Origin of the sequence: Microvirga aerilata, assembly GCF_016743775.1 — a bacterium.
Classification (GTDB): Bacteria; Pseudomonadota; Alphaproteobacteria; order Rhizobiales; family Beijerinckiaceae; genus Microvirga; species Microvirga aerilata.
The window spans coordinates 1-19,224 of the sequence record NZ_JAEQMY010000076.1 but is presented as its reverse complement, the minus strand read 5'-3'; the positions used below and the strand labels follow the sequence as shown (position 1 = coordinate 19,224).

The 19,224-nt window shown below is 62.4% G+C and carries 13 protein-coding genes and 2 pseudogenes; 8 read left to right on the top strand and 7 right to left on the bottom strand.

Going from position 1 to position 19,224, the window contains the following annotated elements; all coding sequences use genetic code 11:
* Nucleotides 1-500: 500 nt before the first annotated feature.
* Together JKG68_RS25880 and JKG68_RS25875 are read left to right on the top strand one after the other, a co-directional pair.
* On the top strand, nucleotides 501-1,793 hold the full coding sequence (locus JKG68_RS25880) for an NfeD family protein (RefSeq protein ID WP_312890971.1): 1,293 nt from the start codon (nucleotides 501-503) through the stop codon (nucleotides 1,791-1,793).
* Nucleotides 1,790-2,671 (top strand): slipin family protein, encoded by an 882-nt coding sequence (locus JKG68_RS25875; protein WP_202064524.1) that lies wholly within the window; start codon nucleotides 1,790-1,792, stop codon nucleotides 2,669-2,671. Before JKG68_RS25880 ends, JKG68_RS25875 begins: the two co-directional genes overlap by 4 nt.
* 347 nt (nucleotides 2,672-3,018) lie before the next feature.
* Here the strand turns inward: JKG68_RS25875 and JKG68_RS25870 are convergent, their stop codons facing one another.
* Together JKG68_RS25870 and JKG68_RS25865 are read right to left on the bottom strand one after the other, a co-directional pair.
* The gene (locus tag JKG68_RS25870; protein ID WP_202064522.1) at nucleotides 3,019-3,822 is read right to left on the bottom strand and encodes a D-Ala-D-Ala carboxypeptidase family metallohydrolase; all 804 of its coding nucleotides are present in this window, start codon (nucleotides 3,820-3,822) and stop codon (nucleotides 3,019-3,021) included.
* Between the two features lie 27 nt (nucleotides 3,823-3,849).
* Nucleotides 3,850-4,122 carry a hypothetical protein gene (locus tag JKG68_RS25865; protein WP_202064520.1) on the bottom strand — a complete coding sequence of 91 codons (273 nt, stop codon included), beginning with the start codon at nucleotides 4,120-4,122 and terminating at the stop codon, nucleotides 3,850-3,852.
* A gap of 160 nt (nucleotides 4,123-4,282) precedes the next feature.
* Between JKG68_RS25865 and JKG68_RS25860 the strand changes: the two genes are divergently transcribed.
* Complete coding sequence (locus JKG68_RS25860; RefSeq protein WP_202064527.1) at nucleotides 4,283-4,735, top strand: MarR family winged helix-turn-helix transcriptional regulator; 453 nt, start codon at nucleotides 4,283-4,285, stop codon at nucleotides 4,733-4,735.
* Between the two features lie 540 nt (nucleotides 4,736-5,275).
* Nucleotides 5,276-8,236, top strand: coding sequence for a Tn3 family transposase (locus JKG68_RS25855; RefSeq protein WP_202064518.1), 2,961 nt, complete (start codon nucleotides 5,276-5,278; stop codon nucleotides 8,234-8,236).
* A 417-nt stretch (nucleotides 8,237-8,653) separates the two neighbouring features.
* On the opposite strand, the gene JKG68_RS25850 is transcribed toward JKG68_RS25855, so the two are convergent.
* Nucleotides 8,654-8,932, bottom strand: a complete 279-nt coding sequence (locus tag JKG68_RS25850; protein ID WP_202064512.1) for a hypothetical protein — start codon at nucleotides 8,930-8,932, stop codon at nucleotides 8,654-8,656.
* Between the two features lie 85 nt (nucleotides 8,933-9,017).
* Nucleotides 9,018-9,491 carry a PRC-barrel domain-containing protein gene (locus JKG68_RS25845; protein WP_202064510.1) on the bottom strand — a complete coding sequence of 158 codons (474 nt, stop codon included), beginning with the start codon at nucleotides 9,489-9,491 and terminating at the stop codon, nucleotides 9,018-9,020.
* A gap of 540 nt (nucleotides 9,492-10,031) precedes the next feature.
* Here JKG68_RS25845 and JKG68_RS25840 point away from each other — a divergent pair.
* The 3 genes from JKG68_RS25840 to JKG68_RS25830 all read left to right on the top strand — a co-directional run bounded on the left by JKG68_RS25840 (nucleotide 10,032) and on the right by JKG68_RS25830 (nucleotide 12,930).
* On the top strand, nucleotides 10,032-11,687 hold the full coding sequence (locus JKG68_RS25840; RefSeq protein ID WP_246515865.1) for a PAS domain S-box protein: 1,656 nt from the start codon (nucleotides 10,032-10,034) through the stop codon (nucleotides 11,685-11,687).
* Nucleotides 11,688-11,788: 101 nt separating this feature from the next.
* Entirely contained in the window at nucleotides 11,789-11,974 is a 186-nt protein-coding gene (locus JKG68_RS25835) for a CsbD family protein (protein ID WP_202064508.1), read from the top strand.
* Between the two features lie 209 nt (nucleotides 11,975-12,183).
* Nucleotides 12,184-12,930 (top strand): sigma-70 family RNA polymerase sigma factor, encoded by a 747-nt coding sequence (locus JKG68_RS25830; protein ID WP_202064499.1) that lies wholly within the window; start codon nucleotides 12,184-12,186, stop codon nucleotides 12,928-12,930.
* Between the two features lie 202 nt (nucleotides 12,931-13,132).
* Here JKG68_RS25830 and JKG68_RS25825 read toward each other — a convergent pair.
* A pseudogene (locus JKG68_RS25825) lies at nucleotides 13,133-13,845 on the bottom strand (IS6 family transposase).
* A 426-nt stretch (nucleotides 13,846-14,271) separates the two neighbouring features.
* Nucleotides 14,272-14,721, bottom strand: a pseudogene (locus JKG68_RS25820) (IS110 family RNA-guided transposase); the annotation flags it as partial.
* Between the two features lie 446 nt (nucleotides 14,722-15,167).
* Between JKG68_RS25820 and JKG68_RS25815 the strand changes: the two are divergent.
* Nucleotides 15,168-15,611 carry an Lrp/AsnC family transcriptional regulator gene (locus tag JKG68_RS25815; protein WP_199051132.1) on the top strand — a complete coding sequence of 148 codons (444 nt, stop codon included), beginning with the start codon at nucleotides 15,168-15,170 and terminating at the stop codon, nucleotides 15,609-15,611.
* A gap of 31 nt (nucleotides 15,612-15,642) precedes the next feature.
* Here the strand turns inward: JKG68_RS25815 and JKG68_RS25810 are convergent, their stop codons facing one another.
* A complete protein-coding gene (locus JKG68_RS25810) occupies nucleotides 15,643-18,699 on the bottom strand; it encodes an aminotransferase class III-fold pyridoxal phosphate-dependent enzyme (RefSeq protein WP_202064498.1) in 3,057 nt (1,018 codons plus the stop codon).
* Nucleotides 18,700-19,224: the final 525 nt, after the last annotated feature.

The following is a 19,224-nucleotide window of genomic DNA, read 5'->3' as shown; positions in this document are numbered from 1 at the left end:
ATCGCTCTTCGGCCGCATAGTGTCCCTCCCCCCACTCTCTGGACGGCATTCGGACACTCTTGGTCAGCGCTGAAGGCACGTCCAGGCTAGAACCTCAAAGCATTATAGCACTCGCCAATGCCCTTCGCAGGTCAATCCTTCACACTCGGTTCCTGACAGGCGAGATGACCGAGGGTAACCGCTGCAGTCCTTTGGCGGAGCAGGTGCGTGTAACGATTGGCCGCGGCTCGGACTTTTACCGACTGCGGGCGTACTCCGCTGCCCGCGTCATCAGGCACATCCCGTCTCTGCTTGGAGGACTGACATTCCGCATGGCTTGATGGCCCGTGAGACGGTTTGATGCTATGATGAATGAAAGGGGCACCTGGATCTTCAGTCGCGGAGACTGGTACGTGTTCCGGAAGCGTCTCACCCGAATGATAGCTGCCGTCTTCATGTTGATGGCATCAACAGCAGTGGGCGCTTGGGCGACTGAGCTCAAACCTGATGCAGATCGGTACGTGACCTTAATCACGGTCACCGGAGCTATTGGGCCCGCAACGGTCCAGTACGTCAAGGACGCCCTTCTTGCCGCCGATCCGCAGCACGTGGAGGCGGTCATCCTGCGCCTCAACACACCAGGCGGCCTGGCCACAAGTATGCGTGAGATCATCGCTGATGTGCTGGCCTCGCCTGTGCCGGTTATCGGCTTCGTGGCCCCCGCTGGCGCCCATGCGGCCAGTGCAGGCACTTACATCCTGTATGCCACCCATGTGGCTGCCATGGCCCCGGGTACCAACCTGGGCGCCGCGACCCCGGTGCAGATCGGCAGCCCGCTTACACCCGGCCTCCGAGAGCCTGAGAAGGACAAGGAAGGCAGTGATAAGCCCCCGCTGGGATCTGGCGATGCCATGACGGCCAAGGTGACCAGTGACGCGGTCGCCCTCATCCGTAGCCTGGCCGATCTCCGGCACCGCAATGCGGACTGGGCGGAACAGGCCGTGCGGGAGGCGGCGAGCCTCTCCTCCTTGGCAGCATTGGACAAGGGTGTCATTGACCTTATCGCCACGAGCCCCGAGGATCTCCTCGCCCGCCTCAACGGACGGGAAGTCGAGGTGATGGGCGAGCGCCGACGCCTGGCCACCAAGGATCTCACGATAAGGTCAGAGGAGCCGGGTTGGCTCATCCGGCTGCTCGGGGTGATCACGAACCCCAATGTGGCCTTCATCCTGATGATCGTGGGCGTCTACGGCCTCATCTTCGAGTTCAGCAACCCAGGGGCGGTGGCGCCTGGCGTGATTGGCGCCATCTGCCTTGTTCTCGGCCTGTATGCCTTGAACATGCTGCCGGTGGACTACACCGGGCTTGCGCTGATGCTGCTTGGGCTCGCCTTCCTGGTTGCGGAGGCGTTCAACCCGACCGTGGTGCTCGGAACGGGAGGGCTCGTGGCCTTCCTGCTCGGAGCGTTGATGCTGATCGACACCGATGCGCCGGAATTCCAGCTCTCCTGGACGGTGGTCGGAGGTGCCATGCTGGCCAGCTTCGGCCTCTTGTCCCTGACACTCGGCTACGTCTGGCGAACGCGCCATCAGCCCATCCGCACCGGCGCCCCTGCAATGGTCGGGCAGACGGCAGAGGTGCTTGATTGGTCAGGCCAGGAGGGGCACGTGCTCGCGTTCGGGGAGCGCTGGCAGGCGCAAGCCCCCCAAGCTCTGATGCCGGGCGAGCAGGTTCAGATCACCGGGATCGAGGGCTTGATGCTCGAGGTGCGCCGCATGCCCGAATTGGCAGTCAGCCTTGGAGGACACTCATGATCTTCGACTACATCGCCTACCTGGTTCTGGCGCTGCTCATCGTGGGCTTCCTGGCCGCGGCAATCCGAATACTGCGGGAATATGAGCGTGGCATCGTGTTCACCCTTGGCCGCTTCACCGGCGTGAAGGGTCCTGGGCTGATCATCCTGATCCCGTTCGTGCAGCAGATGGTTCGGGTTGATCTGCGGGTGATCGTCCAGGACGTCCCGCCCCAGGATGTGATCTCGCGGGACAATGTCTCGGTGAAGGTCAATGCCGTCATCTACTTCCGCATCGTCGATCCAGAAAGAGCCATCATCAAGGTTGAGAACTACATGGCCGCGACCAGCCAACTGGCGCAGACCACGCTACGTTCAGTGCTTGGCAAGCACGAACTCGATGAGATGCTGGCCGAGCGCGACCGGCTCAATGCTGATATTCAGCAGATCCTCGATCAGCAGACGGATGCCTGGGGCATCAAGGTGGCGAATGTCGAGATCAAGCATATCGACCTCAACGAGAACATGATCCGCGCCATCGCCAAGCAGGCGGAGGCGGAGCGCCTGCGGCGGGCGAAGGTAATCAATGCCGAAGGCGAGCAGCAGGCAGCCGAGAAGCTCGTGGAGGCGGGTCGATTGCTTGCGGCTGAGCCACAGGCGATGCAGCTCCGCTATTTTGCGGCACTGCACGATATTGCCAGTGAGCGCTCGTCGACGATTGTATTCCCGCTGCCCACGGACCTTCTGGCTCACCTTAACGGCGCATCCGAGCGTCAGGTCATCGGGCCGCGCGACGCATCAGGCCCGCAAGAGCGCAGCCGTGAGGCAGGGGTGCCGAGCGCGCCTGAGCCGCCTGCCCAGGGTGGCAGGGACGCTGCGGAGACGGCAGCCGTGCAATAGGGCTCCCGCCACATCGGACGGATCCTCCAGCCACCGGTTCTGATCAACGGCAGGTTGCACACGAGGGTGCCTTGGCATGGTTGCGGAATGCCGAAGGTCTGGAGTGGGTCAGGTAGTGAAATTCGTTCACTGACAGAAACCTCCGATGTTCCCTGCTTGAGCCGACATTCGCCTAATGCCCGGGATGTGCCAAGAGCAGTCCTTTATCGCCTCGTCCTAAAGAAGGGTTCAGGTCACGTAGAACTCAATTAAACTTTTGAGCGCGACCGAAGTCGGCAGGGCAGAAAAGATCGCTCAGGCACTAAGCTCACTTGGCCCCAGTCGTTATGGGAGCCTGTGGGAATAGCTTAATAGGAGAAGAAGGGTAACGTCAGGCATGCTGACCGCGGGGTACGCCATCGAACCATTCTCTCATGCAGCCCAACCTGCGCAAGCCACGATCTTGCGGCGCTGCTTATCCCGGTACGAGGCAGCGCCTGGCGCTGGGCCACCTGACGCGGCTCGGCATAATCAATGTGGATCACGCCATTGTTGCCATAGCTGTTGATCCCGGCCACCTCGGGCCGTGAGCGCAGGTACGCAACCACAGCCTTTCCGTTACCCTTTACCTTGAAGTCTACCGCCCGGCATGCGCTATGAAGCTTATGACGCACGCTGGCGCGGCTGTGGTTATCGGTGTGCAGCTCCGTCGTGGACACCAGCATCACCGCACCAAAGCGCGCTTCAACATCCTTCAGCACATTGCGCAGATCAGTCGGCAGGCACTCAGTGGGCGGCGCCGGTGAGCTGGCGGAAGCTGTCTGGGTGACAGGGGCTGCCTTAAAGGCAGGTTCTGCGGAGCTGGCTGCACGAGCCGCCTGCTGGCCTGTGGGAAGCGGTGGCGGGTCCACCCAAAGGCGGCGGGCGCTGGGGGTGTTCGCCGCAACTGTGTTTGGCTTGACGTACTTCGTGGGCTTTGGTTGCAGCGCCGCGGAGTCCTGCACGATCTCCCGCTCGGCATGCGCCGGAGCCGCTCGGAGCAGCAAGGCTCCCCCGGTCACCATCGCCCCTGATACCAGCAAAGCACTGAGAACACGGGCGGCGGTCTCGACCTCGTCCGGTTGCTCCGCAGGTCTGAAGTAGTTCGCAGGGCGAAGAGTGCGCTTATGCATGGTGAAGATCCTGTTCATTGCTTCACCTCAGTCGCACTCGTGCACAATGCGGGACACGACCTTGCCTTGCGGCGTACCGTGCTTCTGCACTTCCAAGTAGCAGTTCTCCGCCAGCTCATTGCCTGCCGTGCGGTGCTCCTCCACCAAGTCGTCTCCCAACAACTCAGCCATTTGAACCTGGGCATCAGACTGGGAGGAGCCGCCTTGCGGGGCAGCCAAGGCTGCATGGCTGAGCACGAAGGTGGCGCCGAGGGTCAGAACAGCGAGACCCCGGAGGTAAGAGGCAGGGATGCGGATCATGGCAGGCTCTCAAGCAGGTGGAGGGTGGAGGCCTGCCAGGATGAGCAGGTGGAATATCATTAACGTGCAATTGAACTGCACGCAACTATACTAACGTGTTATTCAGTGGTACGTTAACGAACCTGATCGATCCTAGGAGTACGCCTTGGCCAAACCGCAGATGCATGAGCCTGACACCCTGGACGACACCCTCACCCTCGACCGGCAGCTCTGCTTCGCGGCCTACTCCGTGTCGCAGGCCTTCAACCGCGTGTACAAGCCGGGGCTGGACCAGATCGGTCTTACCTATCCGCAGTACCTGGTGCTGCTGGTGCTGTGGGAGCGGGACGATCAGATGATGAAGCACATTGGCGAACGGCTTCATCTCGACTCGGGCACGCTGACCCCGCTGCTCAAGCGACTCGAAGCGGCCGGCATCGTGCGCCGCCAGCGGGATCTCGAGGACGAGCGTCAGGTGCGCATCAGCCTCACGCCTAAGGGGCACAGCCTCAAGGAGCAGGCCGCCAAGGCGCGGCACAACGTGGCCTGCGCCAGTGGTCGATCAGCCCAGGAGATCCAGGCGCTCAGGGACGAACTCATCCATCTGCGCGACAGCCTCAACAGCTTCCTTTAGTAGTCTTCCCCGCCCTTCTGATACTGGGTTGATCCGTCACCATTGGCGCAAAAGCAGTAGAGCCGGAACCGTGGCTTTGGTCATGGGATTGACGATCGGCCAAGCGTCGCAACAGTTTGTCCTCCGGCAGGATCATGGTGCTGCTCATTGAGGGGCAATGCTTCGGCATGGGAGGACCAGCATGCCGTCGCGCCTCAGCCGCCTCTGGAGATCCCTGCTGACCCTTGCGACGAGCATCCTGCTGGTGCCTTTGGCAGGACAGAATACAGCGCTCGCCCAAGCACCGGCCTGTGAGCGGTATAGGGCAGAACTTGCCTCCCTGAACCGGGGGAGCGCGCAAGGTTTCTGCAATAAACCTCGGCAAACCGGACAAAGCAGGAACATAGAAGGTAGTGAGCAGAGGTGGCTGCCGCCCTCCCCGCTCACTCTGTGGACAGCAACCAAACAGGATTCGGCACGCCGCTTTCATTAATCCCATAATCCCGTCCCGGACCCCGGCCTCACATCAATCATCAAGCCGGGGCTGTGTAGGGGCGTACAATGGCACAACGTGGCTTGCTGACTGAGGATGAACACCAACTCCTGTTCGGTGTGCCTCGGCAGGAACACCTGATCATCAAGCACTATACCCTCAGCCCGGATGATCTCGACTTGGTGTTGCGCAAGCGCGGTGCCCGCAACCAACTTGGGTTTGCGGTCCAACTCTGCTTGCTCCGGCATCCCGGGTTTGGGCTTCGCCTCAACGAGGCTCCTTCGCGAGAGATGCTGACCTTCCTGGCAAGCCAACTCCAGGTCTCACCTCACGTCTTCGAGGACTACAGTCGACGGCCGCAAACCCGGCTCGACCATGCCGCCGAACTGATGGCTCGCTTCAACTTGCGGCCCGCGATGCAGGAGGACTGGCCGCTCATGCTGAATGTTGCGGCGGAAGCAGCCTGGGCGACGGATAATGGGGTCGAGATTGTTCAGGCGGTTCTTGACTGGTTGCGCGATCATTGGATCATTCTGCCAGCGCCCGCTAGGCTCGAGCGGCTTGCCCGTGCCGGCCGAGCCCTGGCCCGCAGGCGTGCTGCCGAGGCGCTTCTCGCGCCTTTGACAGAGGATCGGCTCAAGGCGATCGATGCCCTGCTGGTGAATGACGCCACGCTCAAGCGCACTCCCCTCGCCTGGCTGCGCGATATCGCCGAAGCTCCCAGTACGGCTAACATGGCAGCACTCCTCGAGCGGTTGACCTTCGTTCGGTCCCTCCAGATCAGCCCCGAGATCGTAGACCGGGTCCACGAACGCCGCTTTCAGCAGTTCGTACGCGAGGGAGCCGTTGCTCCAGCCTTCCTGCTCGACGAATACAGTGTGCGCCGGCGTCGGGCGACGCTCGTGGCGCAGATCATTGAGCTCGAGGCCAAACTGGCCGATGCTGCCATCGGGATGTTTGATCGGCTGGTGGGCGGCCTCTTTACCCGTGCCCGCCGACGCCAAGAGCGCGCCTATCAGACCACAGGCCGTGAGGTCAGCCGCCTGATGCGCCTGTTCCACTCGACCATCACGGCCCTGAGCACCGCCCGCGCCACACGCGGCGACCCGTTCGAGATCATTGATGAGGGGATCGGTTGGAGTCGGTTGATCAAAGTCCAGCCGCACGTTGAGGAGTTGGCCCAACTCGCTGATGGCGATACACTCGTTATGGCGGCCGCGAAGTTCATGACGGTACGCCGCTTTGCCCTGCCCTTTCTGGACGCCTTTACCTTCCGCAGCACCAGCCGGCGCAACCCTGTCCTTGCGGCACTCAACGTGGTCCGGGAGAGCCTCCGCTCCCGTCGTCGGGATCTGCCCCAGAAGCCTCCCCTGTCGTTCCTTCCGAAGACCTGGCAGCAGTTGATCATGGACACAGGTCAACCAGACCGGCGGCTGTATGAGACGGCCGTGTTCGCCGTGCTGCGGGATCGCCTGCGCTCCGGCGACATCTGGGTTGAAGGCACCCGCAACTACCAGCGCTTCGACACCTATCTGCTGCCTCCGGCCTCTGCCCCGTCAGCGATTGCCGACTTGAAAGCTCCGGATGATGCGGATGCGTATCTTGCTGAGCGAAGCCAGCTTCTCGAGTGGCGGCTGAAGCGGTTCGCCCGAGGGCTGAGCAAGAACGCCGTCCCGGGCGTCTCCCTGCGTGGCGAGGAACTGCATGTGACCCCACTGCGGGCCCTCACCCCTCCAGAAGCGGATCGGCTCGATCGCGATCTCGACCTGCTGATGCCGAACATCCGCATCACCGAGCTGCTGAACGAGGTCGCGCAGGCAACCGGCTTTGCGCGCTGCTTTACCGATCTGCGCGACGGCAGGCCGGCCGATGATGTGACGGCTGTTCTGGCAGCGGTGCTGGCCGATGCGACCAATCTGGGCATCGAGAGGATGGCTGATGCCTCTCAGGGCGTGACCAAGGCTCAACTGACCTGGGTGCACTCCTGGTATCTGCGGGAAGAAACCTACAAGGCAGCGTTCGGCGCCATCGTCGATGCGCACCAACGTCTCCCGCTGGCAGCCCTCTGGGGTGATGGGAGCACATCCTCCTCGGACGGGCAGTTCTTCCGCACCGGGCGCAGGAGTGCCGGAGCCGGCGAGGTCAACGCGAAGTATGGCTCGGATCCTGGTGTGAAGTTCTACACGCACCTGTCGGATCAGTACGGCCCTTTCCACACCAAGGTAATCTCGGCCACCACGAGCGAGGCGCCGCATGTTCTGGATGGCCTGCTACACCATGGAACGGGGCTGTCGATCCATGAGCACTACACCGACACGGGCGGCGCCACCGACCACGTCTTTGGCCTGTGCCATCTGCTTGGCTTCCGGTTTGTGCCCCGCCTGCGGGATCTGAAGGATCGGCGGCTGGCCACCATGGTGGGCCTCGAGGTGCCGAGCAGTCTCCAGCCATTGATGGGCCGCCCGATCCGCGCTGACGTGGTGCGTCAAGGCTGGGACGAGGTGCTGCAGCTGGCAGCCTCCCTCAAGGCTGGCACCGTTGCTCCCTCTGTGATGCTGAAGAAGCTGAGTGCTTACAAGCGCCAGAACCGGGTGGACCTCGCCCTCCAGGAGATTGGCCGGATTGAGCGGAGCCTGTTCACGCTCGACTGGCTGGAGAACCCAGACCTGCGGCGGCGCTGCCATGTCGGCCTCAACAAGGGCGAGGCTCGCAACTCCATGACTCAGGCAATCTTTGCCCATAAGCAGGGACGGATCACGGATCGAACGTTCGAGAACCAGAGCTACCGGGCCTCAGGCCTCAATCTGGTGATCGCTGCAATCGTGTATTGGAACACGCTCTACATGGGTTGCGCGGTGGAGCATCTGCGCTCCCAAGGCTGGATCGTGCCGGACGAGCTTCTCACGCATGTCGCGCCACTGGGCTGGCGACATATCAGCCTGACCGGCGATTACCTCTGGCAGCATGCTGTTACTGGAGCCGGGCAGCAGCGTCCGCTGCGCAATGTCCGCCACCGAAGCGCTGCCTGAGGGATGCTCCCCTGAGGAATGTTCATGCTTCGTCCAAGATACCGAGGTTTATTGCACAAACCTTGCGCGCTCCCCTGGTACCGCAAGTCGCGTCCCACCTTCGCGGATGCTCTGGCTGCGGTGCGGCAGGCCATCTGGCGCGAAACCGGTTTACTCACGTCCCGGCACCGGCACAAAATGACAAAACCCTCACAGGCCCTTCAACGATGCTTGATTTACGCGCTCTGCCGAGCCGCCTGATTGGCCAAAGTCGAGCTGAGAAGGCCCAAAGGATACACCTCACCACAGTCCTAACCTCAACAAGGCAAGCTGCATCGCTGTCCCAGCCCGTCTGGATGCCGACTTTGTCAACGCAATCTGCCAAGAACTGACCTTCCCGCTCAACGGCAAAACTATGCTTCTTGCTCCTCCACCGCTTCAGCCTTGCCCCACCTTATCCAGCTTCAGCGGCCGGAGTTGCCCTCGGATGCGCATGAGATGACCCTCGACGGCACGTCTGCGGTCCATCAGCCGGTTCATGTGGGCCAAGAGGGATTGCCTATCGTGGGCGGCTTGAGCGATCTCTAGATCATCCTTGCTGAACTGTTGCCGCTGGGCGGCACGTAAGACTTCCTGGTTGAGCTTTTCACACGCGTTTGCGACGTGTTGGAGCTCGGCGAGCAGCTCCGACTCACTCATTTGGTCGAGGCTGGGCATGGTACCACTGCGCTCCCAAGCGGCTAAGGCTCTGCTGTCCTTGCAGGTGGCAGAGCCTCAGGCGTCCCGGCGCCGCGGGGGACGCTCAGGTGAGCCCTGAGGACCAGTAGTCCCGCACCTGCTGCCCGTACTCGGGCCGGGAGAACGGCTCTTCACCAGCGGCGTAATTGGGCGCTCCCATCAGCCTCTCCTTGTCGGCATCAACCACATAGCCCTTCTTGCCGGTGTCATAGGTGAGGGCATTCCACGGAAGCGGATGATACTTCTGGCCAATTCCGAGAAAGCCGCCGAAGCTCATGATCGCATAGGCCACCCCGCCCGAGCGCTTGCCGACCATGAAGTTATAGACCTCCCCGAGCTTTTCGCCCTGGCGGTTGTAGACGGCCGTACCCTCGACCTTGTTGGATGCGATCAGGTCGGTGGTCTCATCCTTTTCGACCGAACTAGACGTGCGGGCCCGGCCATGTTGGCCTAAGGGGCGGCCCTGATCCGTTCGCTGAGACGATCTCCGGGGTGGATTGCTGCTCCAGGTTGTCTTGCGCACTGTTGTCGCCGTCATGTACCCGACAGCGCCTCCAAGGAGGATCCCAAGCAGGACAATGCTGTCCTCGAAAAACAGATCTGCTCTCCGCTGTCTGCGGCGCTCGTCATCTATGTCCTGTCGTGTACCACCGCGGAGCTCCAGATCTTGGGCTGGGTCGGAGCGGCGGCTCGAGGCTCCAGTGTTATACGATCGGGGTTCAGCTCCAGCTCTCGTCTGGGTACTGTCGTCACCATAGGTCTCAACCATGGACGTTTCCTCCTGAAAGTGAGTCAGCCTTTTGCCTGGTCTCGGCTTGCCCAGCCTGTTTGATCAACTCAGCGAGCTGGCGATGGTTCAGGAACGGTCTAGGCCATCAGAACCAACGTTCACATGTCAGACTTCGCCGCTGGTGGAGGTCCTGATGATGCTCTTGGCCCCGGAGTCCTGGGGATGCTTCACGCGCCATCATCAGAGCTAGCGCCAAGCAACGGGACAGCTCAAGGTCGTGCTGCGTGAAACCCGCTGCGCCGAGTTCCGTTGAGACCAGGAGAATGGAAGCACAGTGTGGGTCATCTCATGGCAAAGACAGGTGCAGGCATGGGTCGCGTCGACCTCCAGCGCCCGAAACGTTTGAGTGCCGCCGATACTCCTGGTCCGGTCCGTGGCGAAGCGGGCGCTGCGGTGGGTGACCAAGCCCCGGATCGCTCGCAACTGGAGCAGATTATTGCCGGCCTGACCGAGGGCGTGATCCTGGTTGAGCCGGATCAGACCATCACCTATGCCAACGAGGCCGCCCTAGAGATGCATGGGGTCACACACCTGCACGAGCTCGGCCGGACAGTTAACGAATACCGCAACAACTTCGTCCTGCGCCAGGAAACTAGCCATATGCTCGACCACGGCCGATACCCTATTGACCGCGTAGTCGCTGGCGAAGCCTTTGAGGACGTCGTGGTGGTCGTGGCCCACAGAACCAACCAAGACCGGGATCGCACCCACCGCATCCGCAGCCTCGTCATCACCGATCACGCCGGCAACCCCGACTGCCTCGTGCTCATTGTTCACGACGTCAGCGGACAGGTTGAGGCTGAGCACCGCTTCGAGCGGGCCTTCGCGGCCAACCCAGCGCCCGCCGCTATCTGTCGCCTCATGGACCTGCGTCTCGTCATGGTAAACGAGGGTTTCCTGGATCTGACCGGCTACAAACGCGAGGACGTGCTGGGCAGAACTGTCTACGAGATCGATGTGCTTGAACGGGCCGAACGCCGGAACCTGGCACTGGAACGGCTGCGCGCGGGCGAGACCATCCCGCAGATGGAAGCCTGCCTCACGGTGCCAAGCGATCCGGGGGGACGCCAGGTGGTGGTGGCAGGGCAGCCAATCGAAGTTGGCGATGTGCGTTGTATGCTGTTCACCTTCGCTGACCTGGAGCCGCGCCGGAAGGCTGAGACGGCCCTGCGGCAGTCCGAGGAGCGGTTTGCCAAGGCTTTCCGCCTCGCACCGGTCCCTACCGCCATCAGCACCGCCAACGATCATCGGTTTGTTGAGGTCAACGACTCCTTCATGAGGATACTGGGCTATCAGGTCCAGGATGTGATCGGGCGCCAGGCGCATGAGCTTGGCCTCTGGCTTGACGACGGGCAACGTCGGCGCTTTGAGACCGAGCTCGCCAAAACAGGTGCGGTTAGGGACTTCGAAGCCCGCCTCCAGGTGAAGGACGGCGGCGACATCGACTGCCTGATATCCGCCGAGGCCATCACGCTGAGCGATCGTGCGTGCATCCTGTGCTCGTTCCAGGACATCACCGAACGCAGGCGCTCGGAGGAAGAACTCGTCACAGCGATTGAGGCGGTGATGGCGGACGCGTCCTGGTTCAGCCGGGGCGTGGTCGAGAAGCTTGCTGCCATGCGCCACCCTGCCCGGCCGGGACAGTCACCAGCCCAGGCTGCCGCCAGCATCGCTGATCTGACGGCACGGGAGCGCGAGGTGCTCGCCCTCGTCTGCCAAGCCAAGAGTGATCCTGAGATTGGGACGGAGCTTCGGCTTGCCCGCAACACGGTACGCAATCACGTAGCCTCGCTGTACCAGAAGCTTGGGGTCAACCGGCGCAGTGCCCTGATTGTGTGGGCGCGGGAGCGCGGCATCGGGGGTGAGGGTATTGCGGCCAAGCTCCCGAAGGCCAGAAAAAGAGGTGCAGAAAAACCAGGTCGAGTAGTGCGGGATAACCCATGAAAGAAATGATGAACTTTAATGATTTGAATGGGTTAGCACCTGTGATAACACGGTTGGCGTACCGGTTATCACGTGCGCATCATCCTAGCCCGGAGGCTATCATGGACAAGGATCGGATTGCAGGCAGCGCGAAGAAGACCAAGGGCTCCGTCAAGGAAGCCATCGGCAAGGTCACAGGCGACAGCAAGACTCAGGCCGAAGGAGCCGCTGAGAAGACGGCTGGCCAGGCACAGAATGCCGTCGGCGGCATCAAGGACACGGTGCGCGACGCCACCAAGCCCCGCTGACAAGAAAACCCGCTGCTGTCACCACCGGCGCCGACACAACTCACTTGGTGACATTGAGTTCGTCAGGACTGTCGCTTGAGGGCTGAACCCGGCGGGCATGGGCACTGTTGTGCGCGGGTCGTCGACGCCGCCCTGGTAGTGACCTTCAGCACCAGGCACATGACAGGCGACCACATGGTCCTGGAGGTCGAATTTACAGGAGAACGACTATGGTGACATTGTCGAACCGCACTGCCGATATTCGGCATCACGGGCCCTCTCCCCTACGCCCTGTGAGCCTATCGAGCCCTGCTGTCCTGGACAGCCGTATCCAAGCTCATCTCGGCCAGCAACTCCGGGTCTGGTATGGCAACCCTGCCGAGGAGAAGCTTCCACGCAGCCTGACCCGGCTTCTCAAGCGATTGACCGAAGCTATCCGCGCCCGCACGGACCCGGCTGACCAAGCGTTCGCTGATGGAATTCTGGCGAGCGTGACTTCACTCCGGGCTTTCGCAGTCTCCCTCACCCGGAATGCCGATCAGGCCGAAGATCTCGTGCAAGAGACGGTGCTGCGAGCTATCAGCAAGCACGAGCAGTTCGCAGCCGGCACGAACCTTCAGGCCTGGCTCTTCACCATCCTGCGCAACCAGTTCTTCTCCGAACACCGCAAAATCACGCGCGAGGTTGAGGATGTCGATGGATCCTATGCTGCGACGATGATTTCGCTTCCGGACCAAGAGGACAGGATCATGGTGCATGATCTTGAGGTAGCCCTTGGCAAGCTGCCGGAGACCCAGCGCGAAGCCATCATGCTCGTGGGCGCGGACGGGCTATCCTATGAGGAAGCGGCCCAGGCTCTCGGCTGTGCGGTTGGCACCGTCAAGAGCCGGGTCAACCGGGCCAGGAACGGTTTGGCCGAGGAGATGAGGCTCGCTGATGATGACGGCATCGCCAGATCCCGCCATGCGGAAATGTGAGAGGATCTGGGAGCAGCAGGTGTTGGTGATCCACCAGGACGAACGCGGCACCACAAACCCTGTGGCAGGTGGTGACCGTCGCCGACTACAACGTGGTTTAGCAGGGGAATGATCATCATGGGTGCATCAGAGCTTATCCCGACCAATCCGCATGACGGTGATGTCACGTTAACTGACGCCGAGCGCGTTGAGGCCAATCTGGCTACTGGACTGGTCGAGTTGCGAGGTTGGCCGCGGCCCTCCATTCTGCCATGGCATTGCGGCGGTGAGGACAAGCGGCAAAAGCAGAACGGCGGGAGCGGGGTGGAACGAACAGGTTGCGGACGGCCGAGAACACGCTGACGAACCGCTGCAGGCCTCCCGATGATCGAAAGCCCTGCATCGCCCGTTCTCGCCGGCGCAGCGGCAGATGTGAATTCTCCGCCCTGTTATTCAGCCCCTTGTGCGACCGGTGTTCGATTGTCGGCATAATCTGGCGTCGAGCCGCAGCATAGGAACCGAGCTTGTCGGTGATCATCCGCCGCGGCGCACTGCCCTGCTTCTTCAACAGGCGTCTCAGCAAGCGTTTGGCAGCCTTGGTATCACGTCGGCTCTGAACGATCTCGTCAAGGACATATCCGTCCTGGTCGACGGCCCGCCACAGCCAGTGCTTCTTGCCCGCGATGGTGATCACGACCTCGTCGAGGTGCCAGATGTTATGGCGGCTCGGCGTTTTGCGCTTGAGGCGGCGGGCGTAAACGGGTCCAAATTTCAGAGCCCACCGATGGACCGTCTCGTAGGAGACGACGATCCCACGCTCGAGCAGCATCTCCTCGACCACCGAAGGCTCAGTGGGAACCGGAGGTACAACCAGACCGCATGGGCGATGATCTCAGGTGGAAAGCGATGGCATTCGTAGCTAACGGGTTTGCTCATGCCAACCCATCTACACGCCTTATCACCATGTTCGGGTTAATGTGACAACACCGTCCATCTGCTATGCTCGACATCGGGGTCTGCGCTCATGAAGTACTGCGTTCAAGGGCCGGACATGACTTATGTGGACGGCCCCCGCCTCGCAAGGGTGTTGGACAGTGTTTTGATCGGATCGCTTGCGGTCATATGTCCGGCCTGTTGGTGCAGTCGCATATGACCGCTGGCCAAGATGGCATCCGCTCTGTGAGTTCCCAACAACACCGCGGCCTTGCAAGACCACAGTCATGTGCGGAGTGTCTCACCGTCTGGATCGATCGATCACACCATCTGCTCGCTTCCTTGCAAGGTCCGACACCAGCTCAACACGAGAGCGCTCGAAGGAATCTCATGTCGGGCTGATCTCTAAATAGCACCTGCCGATTTCGCCACCACCCCGAACTCGGCCAGGTGGGCCCGGATGGCGTTGGTGAGCATGGTCCTCTGCCGAACCTGCATCAGCCGCACCCGGTGCAGCATCAGAATGCTCTGCTGCTCGCACGTCTTGGTCTCGACAAAGCGCATGGTGGGGCCGGTCACGGCCTCGCAGATCGCCTCGGCATCAGCCATGTCGTTCTTCTGCCGCTTCACATAAGGTTTGACGTAAGCTGGTGGCATGAGCTTCACCTCGTGGCCGAGGCTCTGGAGTTCCCGCGACCAGTGATGAGCACTTGCACAGGCCTCAATGCCGATCAGGCACGGTGGCAGAGAGGCGAAGACCTTGAGCACCTGCCCTCGCCTGACCTGACGTCGGATCAGAACCTCGCCGGTGGCGCTGATGCCGTGCACCTGGAAGACAGACTTGGCGATGTCCAGACCAATGGTGGTGACCGTGCTCATGAGATGCTCCTGTGTCGCTGGCTGCTCGAAGCAGCCATGCTACCTCACCGATGGGTGGGAGCCGTCCACAGCATCAGGAGCCGACATCCCTCGGTCAGTCGGTGAATGCCCAGGTCCTCGGATCGAGCGCGTCTGGGGACGGCAGCATTCCTGGGGCCATCAACGACGCCGGTAGGATGCCGCCTAGCAGCCGTTGCTTGCCAAATGCCCCATAACCAATCTGGCATGCAGCCCGACTTCGCAATCGTGGTCGAGGTTCGGGCTACCATGATGATTGTCGGTTTGACCGCACAATCGAAGATCGGCCCGAGCGTCTGTCCGACCTATGGAAATCGCGTCTGGACGCGCTCCGGCTGCCGATGCCCCTTGATTTGTTCGGCTCGATCGAATGACTTGGCAGTTGGAGCGAATGCCTCGCGTACGACGACAAGAGCCAGAGCAACATCATGACATCTCTCGACGAAACCGACCGCCAGATCCTCGCGATCCTGGCACGTTCCGGTCGCGAACCCTTGAAGCAACTGGCAAGAGCCGTTGGCCTGTCCCGCAGCACCTTGACGGCTCGTCTTCGGCGTCTGGAGCGGGAGGGATTCATTCAAGGCTATTGCGCCATCCTGTCCGACAGCGTCTCGCCGAGGCCAAACCAGGCCGTCCTGCTCGTGAAGCTCGAGAGGACGCCCGCCTACGGCGTCGTCGATGCCATCAGGCAGATCGACGAGGTCATCCAATGCCGGTCCGTGGCCGGCGACATCGACCTCGTCCTGGATGTTGCCGCCGACGCGGTCGAGACCCTCAACAGGGTCCGGGATCGGGTTTCGACCATGTCCGGGGTCGCCGACGTGCGCACCCACATGGTCCTGGCCACCAACTTCAGAACCGTATTCTCCTGAGACACGGGCCCCACCTCGTGACGTTGCCCCCCTACAGGCGGCAGGGTTCCTCCCTGAGCACCGCTGAAAGCCGATGCAGGAGATGGGACGCGTCCTCCCGGGTAAAGCAGAGAGGAGGCCTGATCTTCAGCACGTTGTCGAACGGGCCATCGGTCCCGATCAAAATCCGGTGCTCGCGAAGGCGGTTCACGATGTATGAGGCTTCCTTTTGCGCAGGCTCCAGGGTGTCGTGATCCCGGACCAGCTCCACGCCGATGAACAGCCCCGACCCTCTGACGTCGCCGATGATCGCGCTCTCGTCCTGAAGCCCGCGCAGCCCATCCAGCAAGAACGTGCCGACGTCCAGGGCCTGTGCCTGGAGGCCCTCGTCGTCGACGACGCGAAGGACCTCGCGGCCGATCACGCAAGCAAGCGTGCTCCCGCCGAAGGTGCTGAAGAATTCCATCCCGTTCGCAAACGAGGCCGCAATCGCTGGCGTCGTGATCACGGCGCCGATCGGATGCCCGTTTCCGATCGGCTTGCCCAGGACGACGATGTCGGGCACGACGCCTTGCGTCTCAAAACCCCATTGGTGGATGCCGATGCGGCCGAGTCCGGTCTGCACCTCGTCGGCGATGCACACGCCCCCGGCCGAGCGGACGGCCTCGTAGGCATGGCGGTAGTAGCCAGGCGGCGGGATGAGCTGGCCGCCGACGCTCGGGAAGATTTCGCAGATGAAGGCTGCGACCCTCCGGTCACGCGCGTGGATCCGTTCGACGGCGGCGCGCACGTGATCGGCGTATTTGCGCCCGGCCTCCGGATCGCTTCCCTTGTACGGACCCCTGTAGGGATCGGCGACAGGCACGACCTCAACCCAGTCCGGCGCGCTCCGTCCCCCGGGACCGTCGAACTTGTACGGACTGATATCGATCGCCGTGTTGGTGTTGCCGTGGTAGCCGGCCTCCATGACGATCGTGTCGATGGCCCCGGTGTGGGCCCGCGCAAGCCGCAGGGCGAGTTCGTTCGCCTCGCTTCCCGAGTTCACGAAAAAGCAGACGCTCAGCTCATCGGGGAGCCGCGACGTCAGCGCCTCCGCATACGCGACCTGCGCCGGGTGGAGATACCGCGTGTTGGTATTGAGCAGCCGGTTCTGCCGCTCTGCCGCGGCGACGATCCGCGGGTGGCAGTGACCCACATGCGGCACGTTGTTGTACCCGTCGAGGTAGGTCCGGCCATGCTGGTCGAACAGGAACTGTCGATATCCTCGGAGCAGGGTGAGCGGCGCGCGATAGGAGAGCTTCAGGTTTCCCGCGAAGCGCTTTTTGCGCTGGGGCAGGATCTCGCCGGAGTCGATGGTGACGGCGGCGGTCGCCTCGTCGGCCAGGTTCAGGAGGGCCGCCCCGTTCGGGAACAGCTCCATCCATCCGCCGGACTCGTCGGGATCGGCGACGCCGGGCCAATCCGCGCCGCGACCCAGCGTGGTCAGGCCGAGCTGGAAATGGACGTGAGGAGTCCAGCCGCCGTTCTCCGCCCGGTCGCCGATGAGGGCGATGACCTCCCCGGCGGCCACGGCCTGTCCAGGGGAAAGCCGCGCAGCGACGTCCGCGGCCAGGTGACCGTAGAGCGTGTAGAACCTGTCGCCCTCCGGTGTCGCGTGCTCCAGGACCGCGACGCCGCCGTAGTCGAGCGGCGCGGTCCGCAGTTCTACGGCGTGGACGATCCCGTCCAAGGGTGCTCGGACTTCCGTGCCGGCGTCGATGAACACATCGACGGCGATGTGAACGGTGCGCCTGTGGGATCCTGCATAGGGAGTCTTCCTGAACTCGGGCCCGGTATAGATGAGACGCGACTCGCCATATCGGCCGAGTCCTGCCCCCGCGCTCCCCATCGCTTCCGCGACCGCGTCGTCCAGGTCGTCGGGATCGAGCGCGAACGGGTTGCGCGGCGATGCGGGACTGGCGACGCTCAGGTCGATGACCGGAATCCTGTCCAGGCTCCGCCCGAACATCGGCGCGAACCGGCCCCGTCGGCTTGCGATCCAGCCCATCACGGCGTCGCCACGGGGATGTCCGGCGCGCCCGCACGAGACGCGAAGGCATGACAGGACCCAATCGCGCGGAAGGCCGGAGCTCGTCTCCAGGAAGTTCCAGGCCGGTTGCTCGGACACCGTGACATAGGGGTCGTCGGGCTTCTCCCGCTTCACGATGGCGGAGTTCGTGACGCTCACGGCAAGGCGCGTCAGGACGAGAGGATAGATCAAGGCGAGTTCTTCATCGCTCAGCGGCCGGACGCTGTCGTACCCGGCGACGAGCGCCGCAAGGGCCGCAATGGGCCGCTCCTGGCCGAGAACCGCGTAGGCTCCGGCGATCGCGAGTTCCGCAACCGCCGGGCCATCGATCATGTCGCCGAAGTCGATGATGCCTGAGAGCCGCGGCTCTCCCGTGCCCGCATCCACGAGCATGTTGTAGTCGTTGATGTCGTTATGGATCGCGGTGCTGGGAAGCGCGGTCAGGCGCCCCAGCAGGCCGCCTTCGAATTCGGCGACGATCCGTTCGACGATCGCCCGCCTGTCGGCACCGTCGATCAGGCCGATCGAACCGCGGATCCATCCCGATCGGCGGAGATCCCATTTGATCTCCCGTCCGAGAGCAGGATGGGCGAAGCTCTTGAGAGCCCGATCCATGGCCGCCAGGGTCGCGCCGATCTCGCGCAGCAGGGACAGCGGCTGCGGGTTGGTTTGCGCGTAGACCCGGCCGGGAAGGTTCGTGATGAGCCAGACCAGCCGTTCCCGACCGTCCTGATCGGGAGCAGACACGAACAGGGAACCATCCCGTGGCCTCACGACGCGAGGCACGACCACCTCCGGACCGTGCTGCGCGACGTGGTTGAGCGCCTGGCATTGCACCTCGATGAGCGAGCTCTCGCATCCGGGCCGCATCACCTTCAGGACATGGGTTCTCCCTCCGTCCTGATGCACGGCGAAATTCAAGTCGTATTCCCCGTCCAGGGGAGTGAGGCAGGCCCGGATGCCATAATGCTCCAGGAGCACATTCGCCCACCACGTTGCGCAGTCCGCCTGGGCGGGACACATCGACGATGCCTCCGGCATGTTCATTTCCTTCTTTGCGATCCTGCTCGCAGGTCCGACATCCCCGGCGGCGCGGGCCGAGTTCTCAGATGCGACATGGTCGGAGCACATTAGTCCCCTCTCAGCCGGCGGTCGCCAAGCAGGATTCGCCGACGGGCCGTCACTTTGTTCAACTCGACCGCCATTATGCCGGACGAGTTCGACCCGAAACCGACATCACCACGAGGCGATGGACTGCGGCTTGGCCCACCCTGCTTGAGGTGAACACGGTTTTCGTGAACATCCCGGACATGATCCCGGTGTGAGCCGGGCGCGGGAATCGCCGAGGGAAAGTCTGTACTGGGTCAGATCAAGAAATTGAGCAGACGGAATGAACGTCTGCTCACCGCGGAAAGGAAGACATTCGAGTTACTTCCGCTTCGTGCCGATTTCGTTGAAAAAGTCCTCGTGATTAGCGGCGGATCGTGACTCCCTGATCGGGCATTCTCAGCAGGAGGACCGGGGCATGATGGGCGAGCGTCTCGTGATGCAGGAGAGCCTGTTTTA

Bases quoted from the DNA above. Each gene is read 5' to 3' on its own strand.
- JKG68_RS25875 (WP_202064524.1), top strand. From the start codon at position 1,790: ATGATCTTCGACTACATCGCCTACCTGGTTCTGGCGCTGCTCATCGTG.
- JKG68_RS25870 (WP_202064522.1), bottom strand. From the start codon at position 3,822: ATGCATAAGCGCACTCTTCGCCCTGCGAACTACTTCAGACCTGCGGAG.
- JKG68_RS25865 (WP_202064520.1), bottom strand. From the start codon at position 4,122: ATGATCCGCATCCCTGCCTCTTACCTCCGGGGTCTCGCTGTTCTGACC.
- JKG68_RS25860 (WP_202064527.1), top strand. From the start codon at position 4,283: ATGCATGAGCCTGACACCCTGGACGACACCCTCACCCTCGACCGGCAG.
- JKG68_RS25855 (WP_202064518.1), top strand. From the start codon at position 5,276: ATGGCACAACGTGGCTTGCTGACTGAGGATGAACACCAACTCCTGTTC.
- JKG68_RS25850 (WP_202064512.1), bottom strand. From the start codon at position 8,932: ATGCCCAGCCTCGACCAAATGAGTGAGTCGGAGCTGCTCGCCGAGCTC.
- JKG68_RS25845 (WP_202064510.1), bottom strand. From the start codon at position 9,491: ATGACGGCGACAACAGTGCGCAAGACAACCTGGAGCAGCAATCCACCC.
- JKG68_RS25840 (WP_246515865.1), top strand. From the start codon at position 10,032: ATGGCAAAGACAGGTGCAGGCATGGGTCGCGTCGACCTCCAGCGCCCG.
- JKG68_RS25835 (WP_202064508.1), top strand. From the start codon at position 11,789: ATGGACAAGGATCGGATTGCAGGCAGCGCGAAGAAGACCAAGGGCTCC.
- JKG68_RS25830 (WP_202064499.1), top strand. From the start codon at position 12,184: ATGGTGACATTGTCGAACCGCACTGCCGATATTCGGCATCACGGGCCC.
- JKG68_RS25815 (WP_199051132.1), top strand. From the start codon at position 15,168: ATGACATCTCTCGACGAAACCGACCGCCAGATCCTCGCGATCCTGGCA.
- JKG68_RS25810 (WP_202064498.1), bottom strand. From the start codon at position 18,699: ATGCCGGAGGCATCGTCGATGTGTCCCGCCCAGGCGGACTGCGCAACG.